Origin of the sequence: Richelia intracellularis HH01 (assembly GCF_000350105.1) — a bacterium.
Classification (GTDB): Bacteria; Cyanobacteriota; Cyanobacteriia; order Cyanobacteriales; family Nostocaceae; genus Richelia; species Richelia intracellularis.
The window spans coordinates 67795-92294 of sequence record NZ_CAIY01000029.1; the positions used below are offsets into that span (position 1 = coordinate 67795).

Genomic DNA, 24500 nt, shown 5'->3' on the forward strand with positions numbered 1-24500 from the left:
CCTATAGTGACTGGTAATTTATGCTTTCCTAGTACTGGTCTGGAGAGTTAGCTTTCTTGGAGATAACAGGATTGCTTAAAACTATTGTCGTAGCTTTAGATGTTTCGGAACTTGCAGAGCAAGTGATACAAACCTTGCAAGACTTGGGTTTGATAGATCAAGGAAGGATAATACTTTGTCATGTATTTCAAATACCAGATGTAGGAGGAGAAACTCCTGCTGATATACCCCATACAGGATCAGCAGAAATTTCTTATTTACAAGCAGAAAAGCTATTACAGTTTTTTCAAAAACAGTTAATCAATACAAAATTGGAATTAGTTATGGGTGATCCTTCAGAGGAAATTATTTGCCAATATTCACCAAGCTGACTTAATTGTGATTGGCAGTCGTGGCCTCACAGATATGAAGCGGATTATTCAAGGTTCTGTGAGTAGTCAAGTAGTTGAAGATGCCCATTGCTCGGTGCTTGTAGTTAAACCTAAATAGCTTACAAGATATATCAGAATAGATAAAAAAAGGAAATAGGAAATACATAATCATTAAACATAGGTCAAGTTTAAAAACTTGCCAGTAAGAGCTCTTAAACTTTATTAAATTGCACTGAGTCTCAGATAAAAGAGTAAACTAATTGGTTTTAAGTCATTTCTTAGGGGACCTTATCCCATAAGCTGTAAATTGTCTAATTTTATCTAGACACTCAGCCAGCCAATTATCTAATAATATCTGATTTTTGTTACAAACAAATTGCTCAATTTTTAGTGTTATCTATTTTCTCTTATTTACTAAAAATTATATTAACTAATGGAATGTGGTAGGTCGAGACAACTACCACATTAACCGCTGCGGATTCGATGATGTTTATAGAATAAAATCGCACTCTTCCTATTTAGCCACGGAGAGGGTACGACGCTGAGTTACCATCTGGAAGGCTTCAATCATATCTCCCTGTTCCCAATTAGTATATTTATCAATACCAACACCACATTCATAGCCGGCATTAACCTCTTTCACATCATCTTTTATACGTTTGAGGGAATCAAGAGCATTTTCGTGAATTAAAGCACCATTTCGCATAATGCGAACTCTACAATTACGGAGCAACTTACCAGACTGCACATAACAACCAGCTACTGCACCCTTGCCAACTGCGAACACAGCTCTAACTTCAGCTTGACCCAAAGTTTCTTCTATCAATTCTGGCTCTAACAGACCTTCCAAAGCATCTTGTATGTCCTCCAGCAATTTATATATGATATTGTACTCACGCACATCAACCCCAGCTTCGTCAGCAGCATGACGTGACCCACTTGCATAGGTAGTATTAAAACCAACAATTACTGCCCCACTAGCTGCTGCCAGGTCAATATCTGTCTGGGTAATTTCTCCAGCAGATGCCAATAATAGTCTAAGTTGTACTTCATTTTGTGGAATTTGTTTCAACGAACCCACAATAGCCTCAATAGATCCCTGTACATCAGCTTTAAGAATTAAGTTAAGTTCTTTTAAATCTCCTTCTTGTGCCTGAGCAGAAATACTGGTTAAAGTAACCCTTCCACCTTGCAATAGGCGGGATAAACGCTGTTTCTCAGTACGCTGGGCAGCTAATGTTCTGCCTTCTTTCTCATTTTGGAATACATCAAATTCATCTCCAGCAGCAGGTACATCACTCAAACCTAAAACCTCTACAGCAAAGGAGGGATAGGCTTTATCTACACGATAACCGTGATCATTTACCATAGCCCTGACTTTACCAAATACAGGTCCAGCTACTACTAGATCTCCCACACTTAAGGTTCCGTTTTGGATAAGTAGGGTTGCCACTGCTCCTTTAGCTTTATCTAGGTGGGCTTCAATCACAGTACCCTTGGCAGGACGATTGGGATTAGCGGAAAGTTCTTCTACCTCTGATACCAAAAGAAGCATTTCCAAAAGTGTATCTAGGTTTTCACCTTGAATTGCACTTACTGGAACCATAATGGTTTCACCACCCCATTCTTCTGGGGTTAAGTTATATTTGGTTAGTTCTTGCTTAACTCGGTCTGGTTGTGCTTCCTCTTTATCAATCTTATTGATCGCAACCACAATGGGCACCTTTGCTGCTTGAGCATGACTAATAGCCTCAATAGTCTGTGGGCGTACACCATCATCAGCAGCAACTACCAAAATAGCAATATCAGTTACCCGAGCTCCTCTAGCTCGCATTGCAGTAAAAGCTTCATGACCAGGAGTATCTAAAAATACTATTTGCTGGGTTTTGCCATTATTTTCAATGTCCACATGGTAAGCACCAATATGTTGAGTAATACCTCCGGCTTCCCCTGCAGCTACCTTGGTCTTGCGAATTGAGTCTAACAAAGTAGTTTTGCCATGATCTACATGGCCCATAATAGTAACTACGGGAGGACGACGCTGAAGATTTTCTAAATCAGTCACATCCAGCATCTCAGTTACTTTACGGGCTTCTGCTTCTGGCTCTCTAATTTCAACTTCAATTTCAAGTTCGTTCGCAACCAGAGTAATAGTAGGTATATCCAAATTTTGGGTAATACTTACTGCCATTCCTTTCAAGAAAAGAATTTTAACAATCTCTGTATCTGCAACAGCCAAAGCGCCAGCAAGTTCTTGGACCGTCATCGTACTGGTGATAGTCAGGCTAGTTGGGCGTTCTAACTTTATTTCTAATTCCTTACGACCTTTTACCTCTCGTGGAGTACTAGATTTTTTACCTCTAGTTAATGGTGCTGCTGCATGAGATTTGGCTGTATTAGGCTGAGACTGCTTCAGAGATTTTGGTTTAGGAGGTCTAACAATAGCATTGCTAACTTGTATGGTGTCATCCCCATCTAGGTCCTCACCATCTAGTAAATCATCTTCAAAATCATCTTCAACTATCGGTTTACTTCGTTTTCCTTTACTACTGCTACCCTTACCAGGCCGAATAGACTCCTTGATCTCTTCAACTTCTTCAGATTTATGGCGTTTTTTATTAACCTTGTTCAAACGAGGAGGAGTTGGCCGTTTAAGCTCGAGAACATCAGATTCTCCTACAACATCACTATCATCAGTGTCCTGATCTTCTGTCTTAGTAGAAACCGATTTTTGTGGTCCTGTGATTAGAACTGGAACGGGTGTACTTACTTCTGAGGGTACAGAACGGGAGGGTCTTATTTTTACTGGTTCTAAGCCAGATTTTGTACCTTTAGATTCAGGTTTGACAGATAATGCCGGGCGTGAAGATTTTTGTGCTGGTGTTACCGAAATATCCTCATGATTTGCCTCAGACTTGCTTTGTATCTTTGATTGATCACGATTACGCTTAAGAACTGGGCGTTCACTCAGATTTCCTTGACCGGACTTGCCTGGTTTCTGAGAAGAAGGCCTGCTTGGAGGAGATACTAATTGTTGTTTTTTTGGCTTTTCTAATTTGCCTTTAGAGTTATTTATTTCTTGATTTGCATATTTTTTTTCCTGAGTAAGATTTTTCTTCTCTTCACTCACAGTATCTGGCTGAGAATCTTGAGAATTTTCCCTAGATATTGGTCGGGTTGGTGCCGTTGGCTTCATGGATGGGGCTGGTGGCGCAAAGGGTTTGGGTGGAGAAGGATGAGAAGCTTCAGAAGACAAAAACTGTTTGTTAATGGTAGCTTCTGGGGCTGGGTTTATAGAATCTTTCAATTGAATTTTGGGGGGCCTACGAATTTCCAAAATTTTTTGTTTGTTAGCGTCAACTTGATTAGGTGAACTGGCTGAGTCGTCGGAATAATTGATTTGGGATGTGCGATCCTGTTTTGGCATTACATTTGTTGTTATTGCCACTTTCATCGCAGCCGTCCTAATTCGTTCCGCATCTAACTCTGTAATTGTACTACTATGGCTTTTAACTGCAATGCTGAGCTGGTCGCAAATTGCTAATAGCTCCTTATTATCCAAATTCAATTCCTTTGATAATTCGTAAATTCTAACTTTGCCGTTGTTCATCCACTCTTCCCTTTTCAAATAACAGTAGTTTTAGCGGATGGTTGCCCGCCGTTGCGACACCTTCATCCTACGATTACTGTTTTTGGTTGCCGTTGTTTGTGTTGACGGTGCCTCCAATCAGGAAAGAGAGATGTTTCGGTCTATTGTTGGCATCTCCACCGATAATGATGACTGATGCTAAAGTGCGCACGGGCGCTACCAATTTGCTGTTTTGTAATTATTAATTTTGCTTTTTTGGATTGTGAGTCTTCCACAAGTCCATTTATTAAATCCTGTTTTGGAAGTTTTAGTTTGCCCCTTTGGATGTTGGACATTTTTTATTTATGCCACTCTTTTTACTATTTTGGCATTTACATTTACTTTAGTGATTACAGTACTGGTTGTTCGAGAAGGTTATCTAACTTTCAAAACGGTTTTTACGATGATGTATCATCTCCCGTTTGGATTAGACGTTGCCATAACAACTGGTACAACGCTTTTGGTACCAATGTATTTAGTGACCGTCCTAGTCGGTTTTTTTTCTGAGCTACAGATAGACAATTAGATGTCGGGCAAATATAAGCAGAACGCCCCATACCCTCATCTAATTGTACCTGTCTAGAGGGAAACACGCGGATAACCCGCCAAAATTCCTGTTTCAGTCCTATTTTACGGCAACTAATACAACGACGATAATTTGCTTTCATTATCCCAAACTATAATTACCTAGTCGAAGCTAGTAGGTAATAAGAATAACCTAATATTACCCAATTAATATTATGTAATTAATCCCCATTTTTTGCCTCATCATGATCATTTGTTTCTTTTAAAACTTCTTCAATCACTATTTTCTCAGTATCCATGTGCATCTCTATTGTATCTTCTTGTGGCTCTGGTTTAAGGTTTTCATCTGTAGCTTCTACCTCCAAATCTTCCTCTTCTTGGTCTGTATGATATTGTGCTCTAGCTTCAGCAAATTTTTCATCTTCTCCAGCATGACTATACTTGGCTTTATCCTTAATATCTATTTTCCAGCCAGTAAGTTTTGCTGCCAGGCGAACATTTTGTCCTTCTTTCCCAATGGCTAAACTTAGTTGGTCTTCTGCTACTAAAACGTGAGTTTGCCTAGTTTCCGGATCCATCAGACGTACTTCATCTACTCGTGCTGGACTTAAGGCATTAGCAATATATGTTGCTGGATCTGGAGACCAACGGATTACATCTATTTTTTCTCCTCTTAATTCATTCACCACCACTTGAATCCGCGATCCCCGAGCTCCAATACAAGCTCCTACAGGGTCTACATCCCGGTCTAATGTATCAACTGCAATTTTAGTTCTAGGACCAACATGACGAGAAGGAGGATTTGCCTCCCTAGCTACAGCAACAATTCTAACGACCTCATCCTCAATTTCTGGAACTTCATTGGCAAATAAATAAACTACTAACCCAGCGTCAGCCCTAGACATCAAAAGTTGAGGTCCCCGTTGTTGAACTTGGGAAACTTTTTTCAAATAGGCTTTGAATCCTGAATTTACCCGATAATTATCATTAGGTAGTTGTTCCCGTTTGGGTAATTCAGCTTCTACCTCTGGCTGACCAAAACTGCTGGTAACTGCCAAAATTATGGATTGTCTTTCAAAGCGCAAAACTCTTGCATTTAATACAGTACTTTCCAATTCCTGGAACTCTTCTTGCACCATTTGGCGCTGTTGATCCCGAAGCTTTTGTGCTAGAACCTGCTTAGTTTGCATTGCTGCCATACGACCAAAATCTTTCTGTCCAGGAGTCACATCTAGTACAACAGAGTCACCCAATTGTGCTTCAGGAGCTACTTCTTGAACTTCTTGTAAAGAAATTTGGTGATCAGAGTTTTCTACTTCTTTAATAATTGTTTTAGTTGAAAGAACTCTAAAACCCTCCTCTTCAATATCCAACTCTACTTCAAAATTATCAAAGTATTCTTCATCAAAATGATTACGTTCTAAGTTCTGGGCACGACGGTATCGTTCATATCCTTTGAGCAATGCCTCTCTAAGTGCAGATTGTACTGCCAGACGAGGCAAATTGCGTTCGCGGCCAATACTTTCTATCAGTTCCTTCAATCCTGGTAAATTTACCATTGACATAAAATCAGCTCCCTAAATTTTTCCATAAGCACTTAATTGTTATTGATTATTTGGTCTTGTTTGTGTATAAATTTCTGCATGCAACCCATAATCATTAATTTACTAATGAGATAACCCCATGAATTCATTCATATTAGGGAAATATACGGTAATCCACCAAATTTTACATCCCGCCCACTCACAATTTTTTATCACTTGGGTATTCTGAAAGATTTTATTCTCAATGGCCAAATTCCTTCTTTCCTAATAGTTAAGAGCCAAAGCTTCATGTATTTCGGCTCATCAAAACACTATGTATAAACTTGTACTTGTTATCTATTCTCCTAGGTTTTACTGCTTTAATGCCTTTAGTGAAGGAGATAACAACCTTAGGAGGCTAGGGGCAATCATTTCTCCGTTCTTGTCTCCTATATGGTGAATGCTAATATACATTCTTAAGTAATCAAAATAATAATGTATTAGGATATTATCTCCAGATCATGAATTTTACTTTGGGCAACAAACTTGCTACCTGATTATTGTGTTGGCGTTGGGAACATATATATCGGGTAATTCTTGTATATGAATTATATGAATTAACTGCCTTTGCCTAGCAGCACCATGGAAACTTTAGAACGAGGAATACTGACCATACGACCTTTTTGATTTAAGTAGATGGTCTCATTGTCTCTACTGATTAATGTACCTATCCACTCTTGTTGCCCTTTAAAGGCTGGGGAAGTAGAGACAATTATCGTAAACCCTTTAAAGCAAATAAATTCCCTATCTGTTGTTAAGTATCTAGAAATACCAGGACTAGATATTTCCAAAGTGTAGGCCTCTGGAATGAACTCCGCCGCGTCTAAGTAGGCTTCTAAAGCATGACTTATACGTTCGCAATCATCTAAACCAGTTTCTTGATAAGGATTACGGATATCTACCCGTAACACGGGTGGGTATTGGTTAGTATGGAACACCACACCGACCAAATCCAACCCCAGGTCTGCCACCACCGGTTTTGCCAAATCAATAATTTTCGGAACTAAGGGATGAGTCATGCAAAAATTCCAATAAAAAAAGTGGGTCCCGACCCACTTCTTGTAATAGGGATATCTTCCAAGAAGCATTTTTAACGAATTGCCACTAATTCGTTTATAAAATGAGTGTAGCGCATTTTTTCTGGGACGATGAGACAAAAATAATATTAACTATCATCCAAAATTATACGGCCCTCAGATTATACATATTTATGGGTTAGGAGTAGGGACAGAAAAAGCAGGAAAATATTAACATTTAAGTTAAAATCTAAAATCTATATGACTGAAAAACAACCTATAGTACTTATTCTCGGTGGAGGCTTCGGTGGACTCTACACTGCTTTAAGACTAAGCCAGTTACCATGGGACAATTCACCCAAGCCAAAAATTACAGTTGTAGACCGCAATGATCGTTTTGTCTTCTATCCTTTACTTTACGAATTACTCACTGGAGAGTTGCAAACTTGGGAAATAGCGCCTCCCTTTGTAGAATTACTTCAAAACACTGGGATAATGTTCCATCAAGGGGTCGTATCAAATATCAACTTACAAGAAAAAAGAGTAAGATTCCAAGACAATTTAGAGATTAGTTGTGACCGCTTAGTTTTAGCCCTGGGTGGAGAAACTCCAACTAAATCCACTCCTGGAGTTGCTTCTCATGCCTACACCTTCCGTACAATACATGATGTTTGCCAATTAGAAAAACAACTACAGCTCTTAAAAGAATCTAATACTGGGAAAATACGAGTAGTGATTGTTGGTGGAGGTTATAGTGGTGTAGAACTAGCCTGTAAATTAGCTGATAGGCTTGGTGACCGCGGTAGATTACGACTTGTTGAAATCAGTGACTTTATCCTATGTAATTCTCCAGATTATAATCGCAAAGCTGCAACTAGAGCTTTAGATGCTAGAAGAGTATTCATTGATTTCAATACAAAGGTCAAAGCTATAGCACAGGGTTCTATAACTTTAGAATATAAAGGAACTACGGATACAATTCCTGTAGATTTAGTAATTTGGACAATCGGAAATGAGGTAAGCCCAGTTATTCAAAGTTTAGATTGTCATAAAAACCAACAGGGACAAAAAATAGTGGTTTTTCCCACCTTGCAACTTGTAGAACACCCACATATTTTTGCGTTGGGAGACATCGCTGAATTTATTAACACTAAAGGTAAGGAATTTCCAGCTACAGCACAGGTTGCTTTTCAACAATCTGACTATGTTGCCTGGAATATCTGGGCGACTCTAACCAATCGACCTTTACTCCCCTTCCAATATCAAAATCTAGGAGAGATGATGACATTAGGAGTTAATAATGCAACGCTTACAGGCTTAGGTTTGAATTTACAAGGACCATTAGCATCATTTTTCCGTAGTCTTGTATACTTGTACAGGATGCCCACCTTAGAACATAAGTTGAGAGTTGGGGTTAATTGGCTAACACGCCCAGTGATAGATATCCTGCAAAGATAAGGTGAGGAATCAATAAATTAATCGAAAAATGAAAGAGAATGATCAACTGATCAGCAGATGAGAAAAAACAAAGAATTAAGTGAGGAATGACCAAGAGTGAGTAGTGCAGTTAATTAATTATCCCCGAATTAGAAAAGAAAAACCCTGGTAATTGATTCAGCAACTTTGTTATGAGCTATAAGCAGAAAATATACCCTTGTTTCACCCAACATGATTTTTGAGCAAGACATAAACTTAAGTAGTATTATTCCTAGAATAAATTGCTTTTAATTCTGTTTTAATCTGAATTACAAACAAACTAATATTAGCCAGGGATTTCAATTGATAGGGGCAGTACTTGATCTGATGATTGGAAAGTATCATAGGGATTTAAGATTATATTTTTATCGAATAAAGATCGAACCTACAACACAAATAAAATTACACGGAAAATTTAATTAAGCACTTTTCTAAAATGTAAAGACTTGTGACCAATTAAGGTAAGTATTCCCATTCAGACTCTTATAGACTAATAAAAACAAAAATAATGGTTATTCTATTATTAAGCAGTAATAGACTTATCAGAAATTTGTGCTCTACTGGATCAATACAAGGGCAAAAATTAAACATACATCAATAGAATATTGCAAAGCAGACTTGCAATATTCTATTGATGTAAATCTGGGTTTTCTTGGTTGATAAACACGTAATGAAAAATATTCCATTACGTGTTTATCAACCAAAAGTAAGTTAATTCACCGAAGAATCAAAATAGAAGTTTGCGTTTATTTAGGTAAGTTTGTCAAAAAGCTTTTTCTGTAGGGTAAAATACTATAGTTTAGCAGGGGCTCAATAACAATCAAGTATAAATATTTCATAATGAAGTTTGCTTCATAAACAAATGGGATTCAAGGATTTCAAATTAAAATCTGAGTTATCAATCAATGAATTTGTTATTTACTTCGAGTATTTATAGCCAGATATTGTTTCTAAATTTATTACTAACCAAACTTCATTTCAAAGAATTAATATTAAATTCGCATGAAGTTTAGGGTAGGTAAAAACAAGAAGTATTTGATTCATAGTCCTTGTAATTACCTCCCAGACCCCTTTTACTTTTGCATCAACTTGGATAGTTTTTATGAGTTAATCCATTCCCATGTAATGTATTGGAAGTTAAGGGGACCTGAGAAATATCGGCTTTAGTATGTTTTTTATTAGAAACAGACTAAAAGCAAAAAATTGCATCAATCCTCATCAAGCATAGGAAACATTTCCTCAATAGTCCATAATTCATCTTTGTTCTCAATGAACCATACCCTAGTTTCTAGTGACATTTTTCCCCAAATAATTTCTGGTGGAACGTGAGGGGAGGAATATTGATATTCCTTTCCTAGGGCTTTTAAATTTTCCAGGACATCATTAGGAATACCTATTATTTCCCAATTAACATCTGCATAAACCCTAGAAATACCTTTAGATGGTAGGAATATAAGTTGGCATGCTCTGATCAAATCAGCAAAATGGACTTCTCTGACTTGGTAAAATTGCACTGGGGTGTCGGATTTCTTTTCTGCGGACATAACAAAATTTTAGTAGTATTTCTGTGTAGATTTGCAGAATTTATCACTAGAGATATCCACCTCAATATTTATTAGTTTAGCCTAAGAGTTTAGTTCAAGCTATTGTTAAATTTGATATTATGTATTACAATAATGGCTATTTCCTCTTACTTATGCTCCGGTCTTAGCTAACCAATCATTAAAGCTAAATTCAGTAAGTATAGGAAGTTGGGGTTTTACCAGCATCATCTATTTCAAATAATGTAGTTTCTTAAAACTGAAAAGTTTTGCTAGTTCCTAACATTATCAGTCTCACAGCAGTATTAATTACCAGCGAGAAATACATCTCCAGTTTGTGTATACAATTGTAAGCAACTTTTCTATTATTCCTAATCTAAAATAGGAATAGAAGTGATGTCAGTTTCTATAATCACAAATACATACCATAAGATACCAGGGGTTTTTATAATTTTGATAAAGGCTTTTTATAAAAAACCATTAGTTCAAAAGTTCAAAGAACTACTTTAAGAAAAAATATCCATTCGGTTTATAAGAAGAAATACAATCCCTAATTTTTTTATCTGAAACTCAGTACGTAAGATTATAGTTATTCTAATTTGCTTTGCAGCAATTGGGTAAAGAGTAGTTGATTCCTCACTGCATTTATAATTAAGGCTTATATCGAGTTACAAATTGGTATTATCATTGCATTTATACATCTTGTGCAAAGATTATGTATCTCGATGAGTTTAGTTGTTGTTAAAATTGCATAGCAACTCTATTAGTATTTTTTGAGGGTAATAATAAAGGTAAATTAATACTTTATAGTCAATCATATTGCTGAAGATAATTACTTATGGACTGATAATCAGCTTTGTAACTGATTTCTCTGGTGGTAAAATGTACTACTGATATAGTACATTTAGTATTTTTCTTCAAAATAGATGCCTTTACCTCGTGACATAAATATTAGGAGAAGATATTAAAATTTAATAACCTATATTTTAGGATTATAAAGACTATTAGTCATATTAAGTCTTGCTTTCCCTCCACAATTCATAATTACCAGAATAATCTTTATATTTCCACATTTTTAAAGAGTAAATATATTTAATATTTATACTAATTTGGTGTGAAGATAAGATAAGTTCCCCCCAATGCTTCGATAATAGTACGGGTATTTGTAGTCATCATTTTTTGATATGTATCAGCCTCGCTTCCTGGATTACTTAAAGCATCAGTATATAATTTTTTGTTAGCAATTTTAACTCCTGCTTGCCTCGCAACTTTTATGATTAACTCGGTGTTAATAGTAAATTCGGGAAAAATTGTGAATACCTTGGCTTTTATTATACTTTTAGCCAATGTTTGTAAATGGTTAGAATAGGGCTGAGATATTCTGCTGCTATTATAGAGAGAACCTGATAAATTGAAGTTATATTTTTTGGCATAATAGCTCATAGAATTATGGACTGTAATTAGTTTTCGTTTATGTTTAGGAATACTTTTTACCCTATTTGTAATCCATGTATCTAGTTGGAATAATTCTGATTTTAGAGTATTTGCATTTTTCTGATATATATATTTATTTTGAGGGAACTTTTGTCCTAAGAAACTATTAATTACGGCTATCATACGTACGGCATATCCCACATTATGCCAAACATGGGGGTTGGGGCTTTGATGCCCTTTATTTATAAAATATAAAGGTTTTTTAACTGCGAACTTGGCAACGGCTACCTTAGGTGATCTATTTTGAGTAGTTCTAATAGCTTTTATTATTTGTGTTTCCAAACTATAACCATTATAAAAAATTAAATCAGCTTGATTAATTGCCTGCTGATCAGCATTACTTAATTGATAAGTATGAGGATCAGTATTTGGAGGAATTAAACAATTAAGGTTAATAGTTCGACCAGTAATTTTACTAACTAAATCACATATAATAGTAGTTGTGGCAACTACTTTAGGCAACTTATTATGTACATGTTTATCATTAGTAGTGGTTACAGAGACAAAACTAGGTGTATTAACAAGGTTGTTACAACCAAATAAGCTCCAACCAAGAGTAAATATTACTATATATAAACTAGGAGCTAAATTTACTTGCTTTAACATAAATGAAAAAATGATTTTTGAGCATCAAATAAATTGTCCCTGCTGACTTTTATAAAAGGTTTATAAGTATTCATTTATGTTGTAATTGCTAGCGCACTTAGCTCAAGGAATTACAACCAACTTACAAAGCAATGTAATTATGCTTATCAGTACAGAGCAATTTTTCAGCTAGTCATAATATTTGCTGGTTATAAGGTATGACATAAAAACTTTAAACTTGAACTCTACTGGCAAATACAATGGGACAAGCAAACACCAAACTTATATTAAAAATCAACGAAAAATACAAAATAAATAATATTAATTATTATTCTTGACAGCTACTGCTTTTACTAAAAATAGCGAACTAATACTGATTAATTTATTAGTTCCTGATTCTGCCCAAAAAATAAATCAAGAAAAGTTATTCTAAGGATAATTAGATATTGAAACTAATAAATTAAGATTTATGAAAGATTTGTAGTTCTTCAGAGATATTTTGTTTTCGGATTTTAGAGGTACATATGAGTTAAAAGTGGCACTTCAAAAGTGGTAATAATTGTAGATCTGAGTTGAGTTTTTATAATCAAGTTATCTTGCAGTTTTTTACTTCATTCAATATGTAAATAGTTTAGGATGGTTGAATCAATATAGTGTTGTTAAGCCAAAAAAATTTCAATGTCATTGAAATTCCCTAAAATAAAATTTATTAGTAATAATGCCATTATAATATGTAATGATGGTTTTACAAGCCTCCTGACTAAAAAATTGTTTTCTTATAACCAATATCGAATAGGAAATTATTGAATTACCTTGCTACTAAATGAATAGTAAGCCTTATCCTAATATTAAGATAGTATAAAGCAGTTATAATTAGGATGTTCAGAGCAGAGCCCATCGATGTTTCGATTCAGAGAACTGCCTTATGAAATAGTAAAACCATGTTTCCACTTGTAATTATTATCAGTATTGAGATATAGGCTGATATTTATGTTTAACATGATAGTAAGTATCATTTAATTAATCAAAATGCTATGCATATATACTCACATGTATTGAATTCATATAAAACTAGACTATTTGGTAAAAAATTTGCCCACAAGAGTAAATTTTCCTTCCTGCTCATTAGTAATAATTATACTGATAAAATAAAAGAGTTTAGTTATTTAAAGTAATTAGAGTAAGTATATTTACATTCTTCTTTACTTGATATGATTATAATTTAAAACCAAGCACATTATCTCAGACAATATAGTTTCAACGGATGATTATTGTTTTGGAATTATTATGGTTCTAATGATGTAAGAATAAATCCGTAGATAGTCTACATTTACCCTTGCTCGAATTTAAGAATTAGTTATTGGATAAATAACCCTACATACATAAATATTAGTAATTTAAGTTACAGGAATGTAACTTTACATTCCGTTGCTCAATTTACACCATAATCCGAATATCTTATGGCTAATCCTTTACTATAATAAGAGTAATTTATGTCCTAGTTGCAGAAATTAAATGTGATTATTTCGAGTTAAAGTTGATTACCTTATGCAAGTAAATATTCTCCCAGAAAATGCTCATATTTTTATGAAATTCTTCGATTTTTTTTATTTACAGGTTAATAGTATTTATATCAAAATTAATTTGATTACTAAACATTTTTGTTATTTTAAATAGGCTAATTAAGTGTGTTGTTGAACAAATATAAACTCATTGTTTGAGGTTATTTAAAGTCTAGGAATTTTCTACGAAACAAATCATAGTATAGGCAGTCAGTAGTAAATTTACAAGTGATATTAATTTAAGATAAGAGTTAACCCCCAGCAATCTGGCATATCCACAATATTAGTTTATGAGCAATTTGATTTCTATAGTCAAACTAGATGATTATGAACTTAAAGGCAATATGCTAGAAACCTACTATTAGGATAAGATATGAAATGCAATTCTCCATATTTTGCCCAAAGTGTTGAGATAAATAGGTTAACCTAAGACCTTTTACTACAGTAGAAAGTATACACATATTTCCGTAACTCGCTTAAAATAGATATCTCAGGATGTATAGTATTGGTTAAGATTAATGTCCAATTCGTAGGCATACCACCTAATTTATACAGATAAATAGTGGATATTAGTAATGTAAAACTCCGATAGAGTTATACATCAGAGAAATTTCTTTAGGAAATTCATAAATAAACTTCACAGGGTTATGGATGGATAAATTAAATCCTGGTAGGCTGTGCAATAATTGGTATGTTTTTATGTTTCATGAGAATTGGGGATTTTGACTCAATAGAGGGTAACAAGAAAGTCGTATGTAAACGCTAGAAAAACTAGGTAAGGCTTTTCTTAGGATTAAGAGAGAAAGAATGACATATAGAAAGAAAAAATGTAAACATCTCATCCACAACTTAATTAGATGTTACACTTTGTAACTTAACAGGGCATATAAAACAAATGGGGAAAATAGAAGTAACAATGACTTTATGGGGCTAAAAGCTTGTGATTGAGGCAGAAGTTCATTTATCTTTACACAACTTCCTGCGGTCGCAGGTGGGTTTTCCTTCTTGGAATCACCATCTTACTATGGCAAGATTGGTAGCGCGAACTTTGCGGACCGGACGTAGTTCCTTAATTCAAGTGGGGGCAACTTGTGGTTATCAGGGACTATATCGTACTAGTTTTGTAGCTTCTGCCTTGATTTGGTATGGTGCTGTAATTATTGTGGCCACTGAAGAGGTACAAAACCGATTGTTAAGAGTTGAAATTCCCAAGCTCCAGCAGTGGTTACAAGTTGATAAACCCATCCGTATTGGCGATACTTTCCCTGGAGAGGATTTTCCTGGGCTTTTATTAATTTCTCCCCAAGCTTGGTTAAAGGCACAACTTTTACCTACTAATAGTAACTTTCCTATAAATATCCCTACAATTATTGATGGAGTAGATGATTTAGAAGATTGGGTGCGTGAGGAATTAACCATTACAATTCAACCCCAAGACTGGGAAAAATTACAACTGGCTTTCCCCCAAGAGGTAGAAGTCATTAGTAATGCCAAGATACAACTCACCCATAATATCTTCCAACACCCAGCTAATCCCTACAAATGCCATTTAATCTCTTCTGCAGAAACAGAGATATTGCAACGTTTATACTCAGTTTTGGATATTTTCCATCTTCTGGAACCTTGGCAAAAGTTCCGGAATTTATTTATGAATATAACTTCTGCTTCCCCCACTTCTCTTTGTTGGACAACTATTGCCCGTCGCCAAGGTTTATTTTCTCTACACTGTGCTCCCATTGAAATTAATGCATTACTTACACCAATTTGGCTAAGGCAACCTGTAGTTTTGATTGGGAGCGTCTTGGAAGTAGATACAGAGGCTCCGTTATTTCGTAAACGTATGGGTTTAGAGGATGTTACCTGCTTAAAGTTTTCCGGTGATCGACAAACAGAAGCAGTTCAGTTGTATATTCCTTATCAGTTACCCTTGCCCAACACCCCAGAGTTCCAACCAGCATTTATGCATAAGCTCCGTACCCTAATTTGTTTAAGTGCCACTACGTCAGGATTAACAGTAGTCTTATTGGGTGATATACCTTTAAGGACACAGGTCGCTGCTATACTTGCTGCTGAATACGGCTCACGGTTACAGGTAGAGAAAACCTGTTTGGATGAAAATAGTATTTTAGTTAGTGGTTGGGAATTTTGGCGATCAAATCAAAATATTTTACCATCACCCCAGTTATTGATTATTTCCACCTTACCTTTACCATCCTTAGAGCATCCGCTCGTTGCTGGAAAAGTAGCTCATTACAAACGCTTACACCAGGATTGGTTCCGCTTATATTTGCTGCCGGTTGCCACAAATAAGTTACAAAGAGCTATCGCTCCTTTAAGAGAAAATCAAGGCATTGTTGCCTTATTAGATAGTCGGGTAGTAAATCGGAGTTATGGAGCACAAATCCTAGAAGCTTTGAGTCCCATGTCGAGAATCAATTACCTTGAACCCAGCCTGTTTAATCCAAACCAAAAAGATAGTTATGACTTATAATAAGTTTTGACTTATCAATGTTTGGAAAAATCAATTTATTGGTCAATCCCACCAAAATACAATTATTAGTCCTCTATGGGGAATCAATTTAGAAGGATAAAGCAAGCTAATAAATAACTTTCAAGCTTTGAGTTTAAATTGTTGAGGCTTTGCTTCTTAAAGTACCGGGACTTATTCTCATTTAGAAGCTTAGCAATAAGATACATTAGGAACTTGACATTAAGTCAATACTAATAGAGACTTGCACTTACTTTATTGTTTATAATTACTATTCTAAGTTCGATTAGTAGCACTACAAACGTTATCATCTAGCTATAGACGATATTCGAGTTTTAAATATATGGGTGAAGCAAAACGTCGTAAAACTGCATTAGGAGAAAAATATGGTCAGGAATTTCGCATTCTTCCCTGGATCCCAATTACCAAAACTCAAGCAGATAAATTTATGAAGTTAACAACCAGGGTTAGTTGGTTTGGTATTGGTCTGATGGTATTAATTTGGCTTACTATCCGTTTTATTGGACCAGTTTTTGGTTGGTGGGAAGTAGTTGGTTAGACTTAATAGCATAGTATAAATTTAGGTATTATAAGCTGGTTATCGATTATGTTTGTAGATTATTATAATTAGTCAAAAGATATTTAAAGATATTTTTGGAATATACATAATCTTTAAGCTAATTATGTAACATCATAAGCAAATTTTACACAGAAATACCTATCCATACCGGGGCTCAATATAATTATACTTAGATTTATATATATTGATTTACATACAGAATAAATTATACGTCAAAAAATACTTAGAAAATAATAATTATGAAAATAATTAAGGATTAAATCCTAACAGATAAATTTTGCTTTGGGAAAAACTGTAAACAGTTTTGATTAATTTTATATTTAGACAATAAGTTATTAAGATAGTGACTTTTATAAATAAGATATATAATTCAAATTAATTATAAAAAGTTATAAATTAATTATATTTTGGATATATTGATTATAAGGCAATAGTAAATCAAGGTAGTATAGTTAATATTAAATAAAAAAATAGAGCAATAATTAATTACACTACTGCAGAATAACATAAGCAAGTAATAACAAATTATAAACCTTTATGATGGAAATTGAATCCATAGCTAAAGTTTTTTGCAAATAAAGAAGTAAAGCTGCTAATCTAGCATAGTGAGATGTATCCGATAATAATTAATAGTCTAATTAGTAATTAATATCTTGGATACAAGAAAATTAACATTCAATTGTCTACATTAGCTAATATAGAAAAGGTAATGAAGAATAGAAATATATACTCTGAGATAGATATAATTTTTGTATATCTTATTTAATGTCTGTATGACAGATGAAAATACTTTGTTGGTTTAATTTATTGATAGTAAATATTTTTCAGTCTCTTAATTGAAGAGTATCAATAATTTGGTTGATATGTGGCTAATATTTTAGTAGGAAATAGATTATATATTCAATTAGTATAATGAGTTTAAAAATTTATATGTGCTCTAAAAAGTCTCTCATCGTATAAACTCTGAATAGAATAGGTTAAGCACTTGCAGGTAAAATAAGCAAAACAGACTTCATAAACCCGGTATATAAGCATGTGAATGTATTGTTAATCTCACTCCTTAAGCTAAATTAGGTAGGTCTAATTAATGAGACTTTCTATATTTTCGCCGAATAGTTAGAACAGGAGAATTTAACTGTAGACTTTCCACAGCGGTATATGATAAAAAAATATTTATTATTTAAAGGGTAATTTATAGTTATTAACTCAGATCCTTACTTAGGAAAGATATCAGAAATTTTTCCGCCTTTGATATTTAGAGTAACAAACTCATCATATTTATATACTAAATCAACAAATGTTATTAGAGAAAAAGTAGCTTATAAACTAAATATGGTATTGTATTCTCTTACTTTTCTATGATGACTAAAAATAGTAACAACTGCCATCAGAAATATTTGGTTTTCGGATGTAGCAGGATCATTTAAATTTGAGTAAATTATCGTTATTATATTCGTTTAATGGAACTATAATTAATTTATAAATAAAATCATAATTTTTGTCTGATAATATTTTAGTGGTATAGTCAATTTTTCATTTGACCATATTGATGTTTAGGCTTGTTTAATAAATAACTTATTATTTATAATCATAATGTATTTTTACAAATATTTATCAGATAAGTATTTCAAAGATAATCTGCCAGTACCATTCATGAAAAAATTCAATCTTTCATAATAAAAGTGTTACTAATATTAAACTTAGCCCTTTTATTTTGCAGCTAGTCATCATTATTAATACTTTTTATAAAGTAAGTAATATTAAGGTTTTTACCTATATAAATGGATAAATTGCTAGGTTATTAATTTTCGTAAGTTTCTTTTGCTCAGTTATGGTGTAAAGCAAATGGAGGGAAAACAGCCCTTGATATTTACCTATATGTGATATTTACTTATATGAAAATGGGGTAAGCATAATGTCTAATAAGGATAATTAGAAATAGATAAGCATATATTTTATTAAGACTTTTCAATTACGTGAACCTCGTCTTCTTTGTAGAAAATCTGGAATATCTAAACCTGGTTTTGGATAGCTGATTCGTGTTTGTGATTGTAACTGGTATTTTTGTTGAGATTGTTTTCCAGATGAAACTGCTGAAGAAGCCTGGTTTCTATTTGAATTTTGCTGTGGCGCAGCCACTTCCGTAGTAAAACCAGTTGCAATCACTGTAATTCTTACTTCACCTTGTAAACGATCATCAATTACAGCTCCGAAAATAATATTAGCATTAGGATCTACTACCTCATAAACTGCCTCAGCTGCAGAGTTTACTTCATGTAAAGTTAGATCACTACCACCAGTAATATTAAATACAACCCCCCTTGCTCCCTCTATCGAACATTCAAGCAAAGGTGAAGAAATGGCTGCCACTGCAGCTTCCTTTGCTCTAGATTTACCAGAACTAATACCAATACCCATTAGTGCTGAACCTGCATCTGCCATAACAGCTCTTACGTCGGCAAAGTCTACATTTACTAATCCTGGAATAGTAATAATATCGGAGATACCTTGTACACCCTGACGTAGTACATCATCTGCATAACGAAATGCCTCCTGTACTGGAGTTTGTTCAGGGATCACTTCCAGTAACTTATTATTGGGAATAATAATTAGAGTATCTACACAATCCTTTAATCCCCCAATACCTTGCTCAGCTTGCGTGGTACGGCGACGGCCTTCAAAAATAAATGGGCGAGTAACCACACCCACTGTCAATGCCCCCATTTCCTTTGCCACTTCAGCAACAATAGGAGCCGCACCAGTTCCAGTACCGCCTCCCATCCCTGCTGTGATAAAAACCAAATCTGCCCCTTCTAGGGCTGTTATAATCTCGTCCCGTGATTCTTCTGCTGCTTTTTGACCAATAGCAGGATTTCCTCCAGCACCTAATCCCCTAGTTAATTTCTGTCCAATTTGCAGACGACTAGGAGATGAAGCCAGAGTCAATGCCTGAGCATCTGTATTAATCGTCCAAAATTCTACGCTTTCAACATCAGAGGCAATCATTCTATTAACAGCATTACCGCCACCACCACCTACACCAATTACTTTGATGTTAGCTACTCGGCCAGGAATGATATCACCAATATTGCTATTCTCATGGGAGATTTTCTGGCTATGGTGATTATGTCCTAAGTTCACTTCAGAATGACTAAAGGGATTATTTTCACTTACTGCTAGGGAAAATGCTGACTGCCCAGGATGTTGGGGATTCGCATAGCTGATTTCTTGGTTATTATCAAGTGTCATTAGATTTATAAAGGTAGATAAACAACTTTTTTGATGTACTTAAACTGAAGATGTAACTATCACAATATGACTTGCTTGCTGATGAACACTTTTTACTAACTTCATACCTAAATTGGTATTAGTTAATTTGTAAGCTTACTGCGATACGTGTAAATAACCTATATGCTTACACAGCTAATTTTAGAGAAGTATACCTAATATTTAACTAAAATTGACTTATCTTAAGAGCAAGCAAATGGAGTAATTTTACTTTTGTAATATTCATGTGTATGCTCTAAAACTCTCACACATTGGTTTATTTAGCAGTGCCTGACTAATAATTAAGTGTATTACCATAGTTCACGTTACAACTTACGGGGTTATATTTTTACTGTTCTCCATACTATGTAAACAATTAAGTGTTGATATAAAGCAATACCTTTATTCAAGGTTTATGACTAGCATAATTAAGATGATTAACTTAAAACTACTTGTTTTTTGCACATATAACTTTTTTTGTCAATTGTTTTATTATCTGTTTACTAAATAAGTAACTATATTATTATGTTATGGGTCAAGAGCGTGATTTTCCAAAAAACAACTTAGGAATAGGACCTATAACTTTCTCGCAATCCTGAATTGAACTAAGATTTATTGAATACCCGATTAGAATCTGAAATTGTTGCTGGCAACATATGAACCCATAAGAAAAAAGTACAGAGAAAAAAACAAGTAGGAGTTTATATGTGTTTACGAGGCTTGTGATAGGCTTTCTCCTCTTTATGATCCCCAGTTTAAATAATGATTTAGGATTATTGGATGAATAATAGTTTTGTATTTGCAGCCATCTAGACAAGTAATTATTCTTGTGATTACAAATTTAAGGAAAATGTAGATGGGAGTAATCTATTTGTTAAGTTTGCCGATTTATATTAATGCAAAAATCTGATGGCATATAATTTCTTAAATACCAAGGAAATATAACTGGCTAAGTCTTTACTAAAGATATTCTTTGATAAAAAATTCACCAAGCATATTTATCAAAGCTAATCTCAAACTCTAACTTGATTTCTCTAAACAGAGTATATCAGAAATGTAATAAAGAAAACTAATACATGCTCAATCTATAGAGAGAAGAGCTGACTATAGTTAAATATAGAGTGTATATATCCTCAATAATCCCCATAATAAGGATGAAATCTAACAATTGTAGTCTTCCCACTTTACATGGAGAAGAGCAGTATGTTTTTACCCAATTATCAATCTGAAATATAAGTATATTAAATACATAGTTTAAATAAATATAAAAAAATATATCGATTATGATAGCTATATGTGGAAGATTTTACTAAATTAGAGTTTTTGAAGATTATTTCTGTCCCTGTTTATATTTCGTATATATTATTGGAGAGCTTGGATTTTTTAAAACAATATAATCAATACTCTGAAGGGAAACTTTTTGCGGTAGTTGCCGCAGGTGAGAAAGGGCTTCTATCTTTTCCGATAGTTTATTAACTGGGGAACCAAGATGAATCTCACCTAATTCTGTTGTCAGGATCAAATTTGTTTGATCCTGAAAGTCTATTTTTGTGATTTCAATTTTAGCTATCTTAATTAATTTATAGAGTTTAGTCCAGAAAGAACGATACTGTTCAGGAAGTCCAATAATTTTTAGCTTAGGTAGTTTTAATTGTGAATTATAGGATTTATATTTCTCTAGAGAAATCCATAAGCCAGTGATGTCTAATAAACCGATAGATGTCTTTTTAGTATTGGATGATTTTGGTAGTTCAGCGATCGCGACTGGAATTCTTTCCTGAATCTCAATTTGTAACCCTGCAGGGAAAAGACGCCGACTAACTTGAACTTGGGTAATCATTGGTTGTTTTCGTAATAAATTAGCAATTCGTGATGGTTTTACCCTCAATAAAAATTTGGGGTAAGATAAATTAATCAAAGATAGAATGAATTTATCGGAAAGTACTCGATTTCCTGAGATCTCAATAGCCTTAGATGTTTTGATCACCCACATCGGTTGAGATACTCCCCATAGTAACCCTCCAGCAATACTAGCAATAGTCAAGGTTTGGCAAACTTTCTGCAAGTTTTTGAGTTGTCGACGTCGACGCAAACGCTGACGACGTTGAACTAAATCTGTATCTGAAACTGATAACATTCTAGTTATAAAAACCCCTTTATATTTCCAACTCAGAGTGATTTCTAAGCTTAATGCCGAGAATAATTCATTGTTACGAACGGCTACGGGTAGCTATAATGCAAACTTACTTGTATCGGAACCTAACTACATATTTGTTATTTGAATAATATCTCAGCTTTAAAGCTTTAAAGAAATTAAAACTTTATCAATACTAGTGATACATACTACATTAGCAGTGACGATAATTACTACAGTGTACGTTGCAATTATTACCACTAAACTAAACAGACAAAAAATATAAATAGAAATCAATCGAACATTCTACGGAAAATCACTATCACTCAAGCTTCCAACTGCTTTTATTAGTAAAAATAATTCAGACTAGCTACTACTTTAACCGTAAAATTACGGTTGTGGTAAGAAAAGTCCACTAAAGAGTCGCCATTTTGACATATATCAATTATCCTGTAGAGCATAATTACCACACCTGGTAAGTTCAAAATTCCAAGAGAGGGGGTTTTTCAAATAAGGAAGTTATTAAATTAGTTCTGAGCTTATGTGATATTAACTAATTATTTCCTTAATTTCTGTTTAGGGGATTGAATACTTAGACAAATTAGACAAAAATGAAATCTTTGCATTAATTGTAAAAACATCACATTGGAAGTAGTTTAGTCTAACAAGAAAGTTTACTGATCAAGAAAATAAATTTCTTTTCTCTAAAAAGGAATTTATTTAAGTTAAATGAATTATATGGACTTCAAATAATTCATTTAACTTAAAATTTTGCTGACTTGCGAAAAGAGAAAATAATATACAGATACCTAAAATCAGGCCATCATCACTCAGGGCATTTGTATCTCACAATACAAATTCATATGCATCTACATGAACAGAATACTTGATTTACCACGTTTTTTCAAAGCCTGTAATCCCAGTAAAACTCTAATTATGGGTGATTTGATAGACAGGCAATATTACATAGATTTTTCAGATGTTAGAGGTTGCAAGATAGTTGAGGAATTGCAACGTACAATTACTCGTATTTCTCCAGATGAACCAACTTGCCAGTTATTTACAGGCCACATTGGTTGTGGTAAGTCTACTGAACTGCAACGCCTGAAATCAGAGTTAGAAATGGCTGGGTTTCATGTAGTTTATTTTGAGTCCAGCCAAGACTTGGACATGGCGGATATTGATATTAGTGACATCCTTTTGAGTGTTGCACGTCAAGTAAGTATTAGCCTAGAAGAAATTAATATCACTATAAAACCAGGTTATTTTGTTAATCTCTTCCAAGAGATTGGAGAATTTTTACAAACACCAATTGCAACCCAAGCAGAGCTATCTGTAGGTATTGCGAAAATTAGTGCCAAAGCTAAAGATAGTCCTCAAACACGTAATCAGCTACGGCAATATCTGGAACCCCGTACCAATAGTATTCTGCAGGCAATTAATGATGAGGTTCTAAACAGAGCAATTCAACTGCTAAAGCAAAGGGGTCAGAAGGGACTAGTAGTTATTGTTGATAACTTAGATAGAGTTGACATGCGTCCTCTTCCATCTGGGCGTTCACAACCCGAGTATTTATTTATTGATCGTGGGGAGCAACTGCGCAGATTAAATTGTCATTTGGTATATACAATTCCTCTAGCCCTAATTTTTTCCAAAGAGTATGAAGCTCTAAAAAATCGTTTAGGGGGAGGTATTGCTCCCAAGGTATTGCCCATGGTGCAAGTACAGAAAAGAAATGGTGATGATCATGAACCAGGGATTTCCCTACTTCGCCAATTATTATTAGCTAGGGCATTTCCAGAAATTCCTATCCATCAAAGATTAGAGTTGATCCACGAATTATTTGATGATTGTCAAACCTTAGATCGTTTGTGTCGTATTAGTGGTGGTCATATTCGTAATCTATTGGGACTATTATATAGCTGTTTGCAAAGGCAGGACCCCCCTTTTGCAAGTAATTGTTTAGAAACAGTAATTAAAGACTATCGTAACGATTTGCTATTAGCCATTAATCAAGAAGAGTGGGATTTACTGTATGAAGTGGTTCATCAACAAAATCTCAAAGGTGAAACCGAATATCAAAGGCTTTTACGCAGTATGTTTGTCTTTGAATATCGTGATATTCAAGGCCGATGGTTTGGTATCAGTCCTGCTTTGGCAGAAACTGAAAAAGTTCTTGCATGGCAGGACCGGGAATTATATAGCTAACCCTTAACAGAAGATTCCCCAGTAAACCAACCAGCTGATAAA

The 24500-nt window shown here is 34.4% G+C and carries 13 protein-coding genes and 1 pseudogene; 5 read left to right on the forward strand and 9 right to left on the reverse strand.

From position 1 onward, the window contains the following. The first annotated feature begins 71 nt into the window (after positions 1 to 71). A pseudogene (locus RINTHH_RS03475) lies at positions 72 to 489 on the forward strand (universal stress protein). Positions 490 to 885: 396 nt separating this feature from the next. On the opposite strand, the gene infB reads toward RINTHH_RS03475, so the two are convergent. The 5 genes from infB to rimP all read right to left on the reverse strand — a co-directional run bounded on the left by infB (position 886) and on the right by rimP (position 7126). After that, entirely contained in the window at positions 886 to 3981 is a 3096-nt protein-coding gene (gene infB / locus RINTHH_RS03480; protein WP_008232961.1) for a translation initiation factor IF-2, read from the reverse strand. Positions 3982 to 4121: 140 nt separating this feature from the next. Further along, positions 4122 to 4295 carry a hypothetical protein gene (locus RINTHH_RS10970; protein ID WP_196794877.1) on the reverse strand — a complete coding sequence of 58 codons (174 nt, stop codon included), beginning with the start codon at positions 4293 to 4295 and terminating at the stop codon, positions 4122 to 4124. 102 nt (positions 4296 to 4397) lie between these two features. Continuing rightward, positions 4398 to 4667 (reverse strand): YlxR family protein, encoded by a 270-nt coding sequence (locus RINTHH_RS03485; protein WP_008232964.1) that lies wholly within the window; start codon positions 4665 to 4667, stop codon positions 4398 to 4400. Between the two features lie 78 nt (positions 4668 to 4745). Then, on the reverse strand, positions 4746 to 6089 hold the full coding sequence (gene nusA / locus RINTHH_RS03490; protein WP_008232972.1) for a transcription termination factor NusA: 1344 nt from the start codon (positions 6087 to 6089) through the stop codon (positions 4746 to 4748). A 575-nt stretch (positions 6090 to 6664) separates the two neighbouring features. Next, entirely contained in the window at positions 6665 to 7126 is a 462-nt protein-coding gene (gene rimP / locus RINTHH_RS03495; protein ID WP_044304528.1) for a ribosome maturation factor RimP, read from the reverse strand. A gap of 258 nt (positions 7127 to 7384) precedes the next feature. Between rimP and RINTHH_RS03500 the strand changes: the two genes are divergently transcribed. Then, positions 7385 to 8581 (forward strand): NAD(P)/FAD-dependent oxidoreductase, encoded by a 1197-nt coding sequence (locus tag RINTHH_RS03500; protein WP_008232977.1) that lies wholly within the window; start codon positions 7385 to 7387, stop codon positions 8579 to 8581. Positions 8582 to 9807: 1226 nt separating this feature from the next. Here RINTHH_RS03500 and RINTHH_RS03505 read toward each other — a convergent pair. Both RINTHH_RS03505 and RINTHH_RS03510 read right to left on the reverse strand, forming a co-directional pair. Next, complete coding sequence (locus tag RINTHH_RS03505; RefSeq protein WP_044304530.1) at positions 9808 to 10143, reverse strand: hypothetical protein; 336 nt, start codon at positions 10141 to 10143, stop codon at positions 9808 to 9810. A gap of 1101 nt (positions 10144 to 11244) precedes the next feature. Next, positions 11245 to 12240, reverse strand: coding sequence for a metal ABC transporter solute-binding protein, Zn/Mn family (locus tag RINTHH_RS03510; RefSeq protein ID WP_008232982.1), 996 nt, complete (start codon positions 12238 to 12240; stop codon positions 11245 to 11247). A gap of 2481 nt (positions 12241 to 14721) precedes the next feature. On the opposite strand from RINTHH_RS03510, the gene RINTHH_RS03515 reads away from it, so the two are divergent. Together RINTHH_RS03515 and RINTHH_RS03520 are read left to right on the forward strand one after the other, a co-directional pair. Continuing rightward, positions 14722 to 16272, forward strand: a complete 1551-nt coding sequence (locus tag RINTHH_RS03515; protein WP_008232984.1) for a helicase C-terminal domain-containing protein — start codon at positions 14722 to 14724, stop codon at positions 16270 to 16272. A 340-nt stretch (positions 16273 to 16612) separates the two neighbouring features. After that, the gene (locus RINTHH_RS03520) at positions 16613 to 16828 is read left to right on the forward strand and encodes a DUF2839 domain-containing protein (RefSeq protein ID WP_008232985.1); all 216 of its coding nucleotides are present in this window, start codon (positions 16613 to 16615) and stop codon (positions 16826 to 16828) included. Between the two features lie 1989 nt (positions 16829 to 18817). On the opposite strand, the gene ftsZ is transcribed toward RINTHH_RS03520, so the two are convergent. Beyond that, positions 18818 to 20098, reverse strand: a complete 1281-nt coding sequence (gene ftsZ / locus RINTHH_RS03525; RefSeq protein WP_008232986.1) for a cell division protein FtsZ — start codon at positions 20096 to 20098, stop codon at positions 18818 to 18820. A gap of 1348 nt (positions 20099 to 21446) precedes the next feature. Then, on the reverse strand, positions 21447 to 22253 hold the full coding sequence (locus tag RINTHH_RS03530) for a cell division protein FtsQ/DivIB (protein ID WP_008232987.1): 807 nt from the start codon (positions 22251 to 22253) through the stop codon (positions 21447 to 21449). Between the two features lie 933 nt (positions 22254 to 23186). Here RINTHH_RS03530 and RINTHH_RS03535 point away from each other — a divergent pair. Then, on the forward strand, positions 23187 to 24458 hold the full coding sequence (locus tag RINTHH_RS03535) for an ATP-binding protein (RefSeq protein WP_008232988.1): 1272 nt from the start codon (positions 23187 to 23189) through the stop codon (positions 24456 to 24458). Positions 24459 to 24500: the final 42 nt, after the last annotated feature.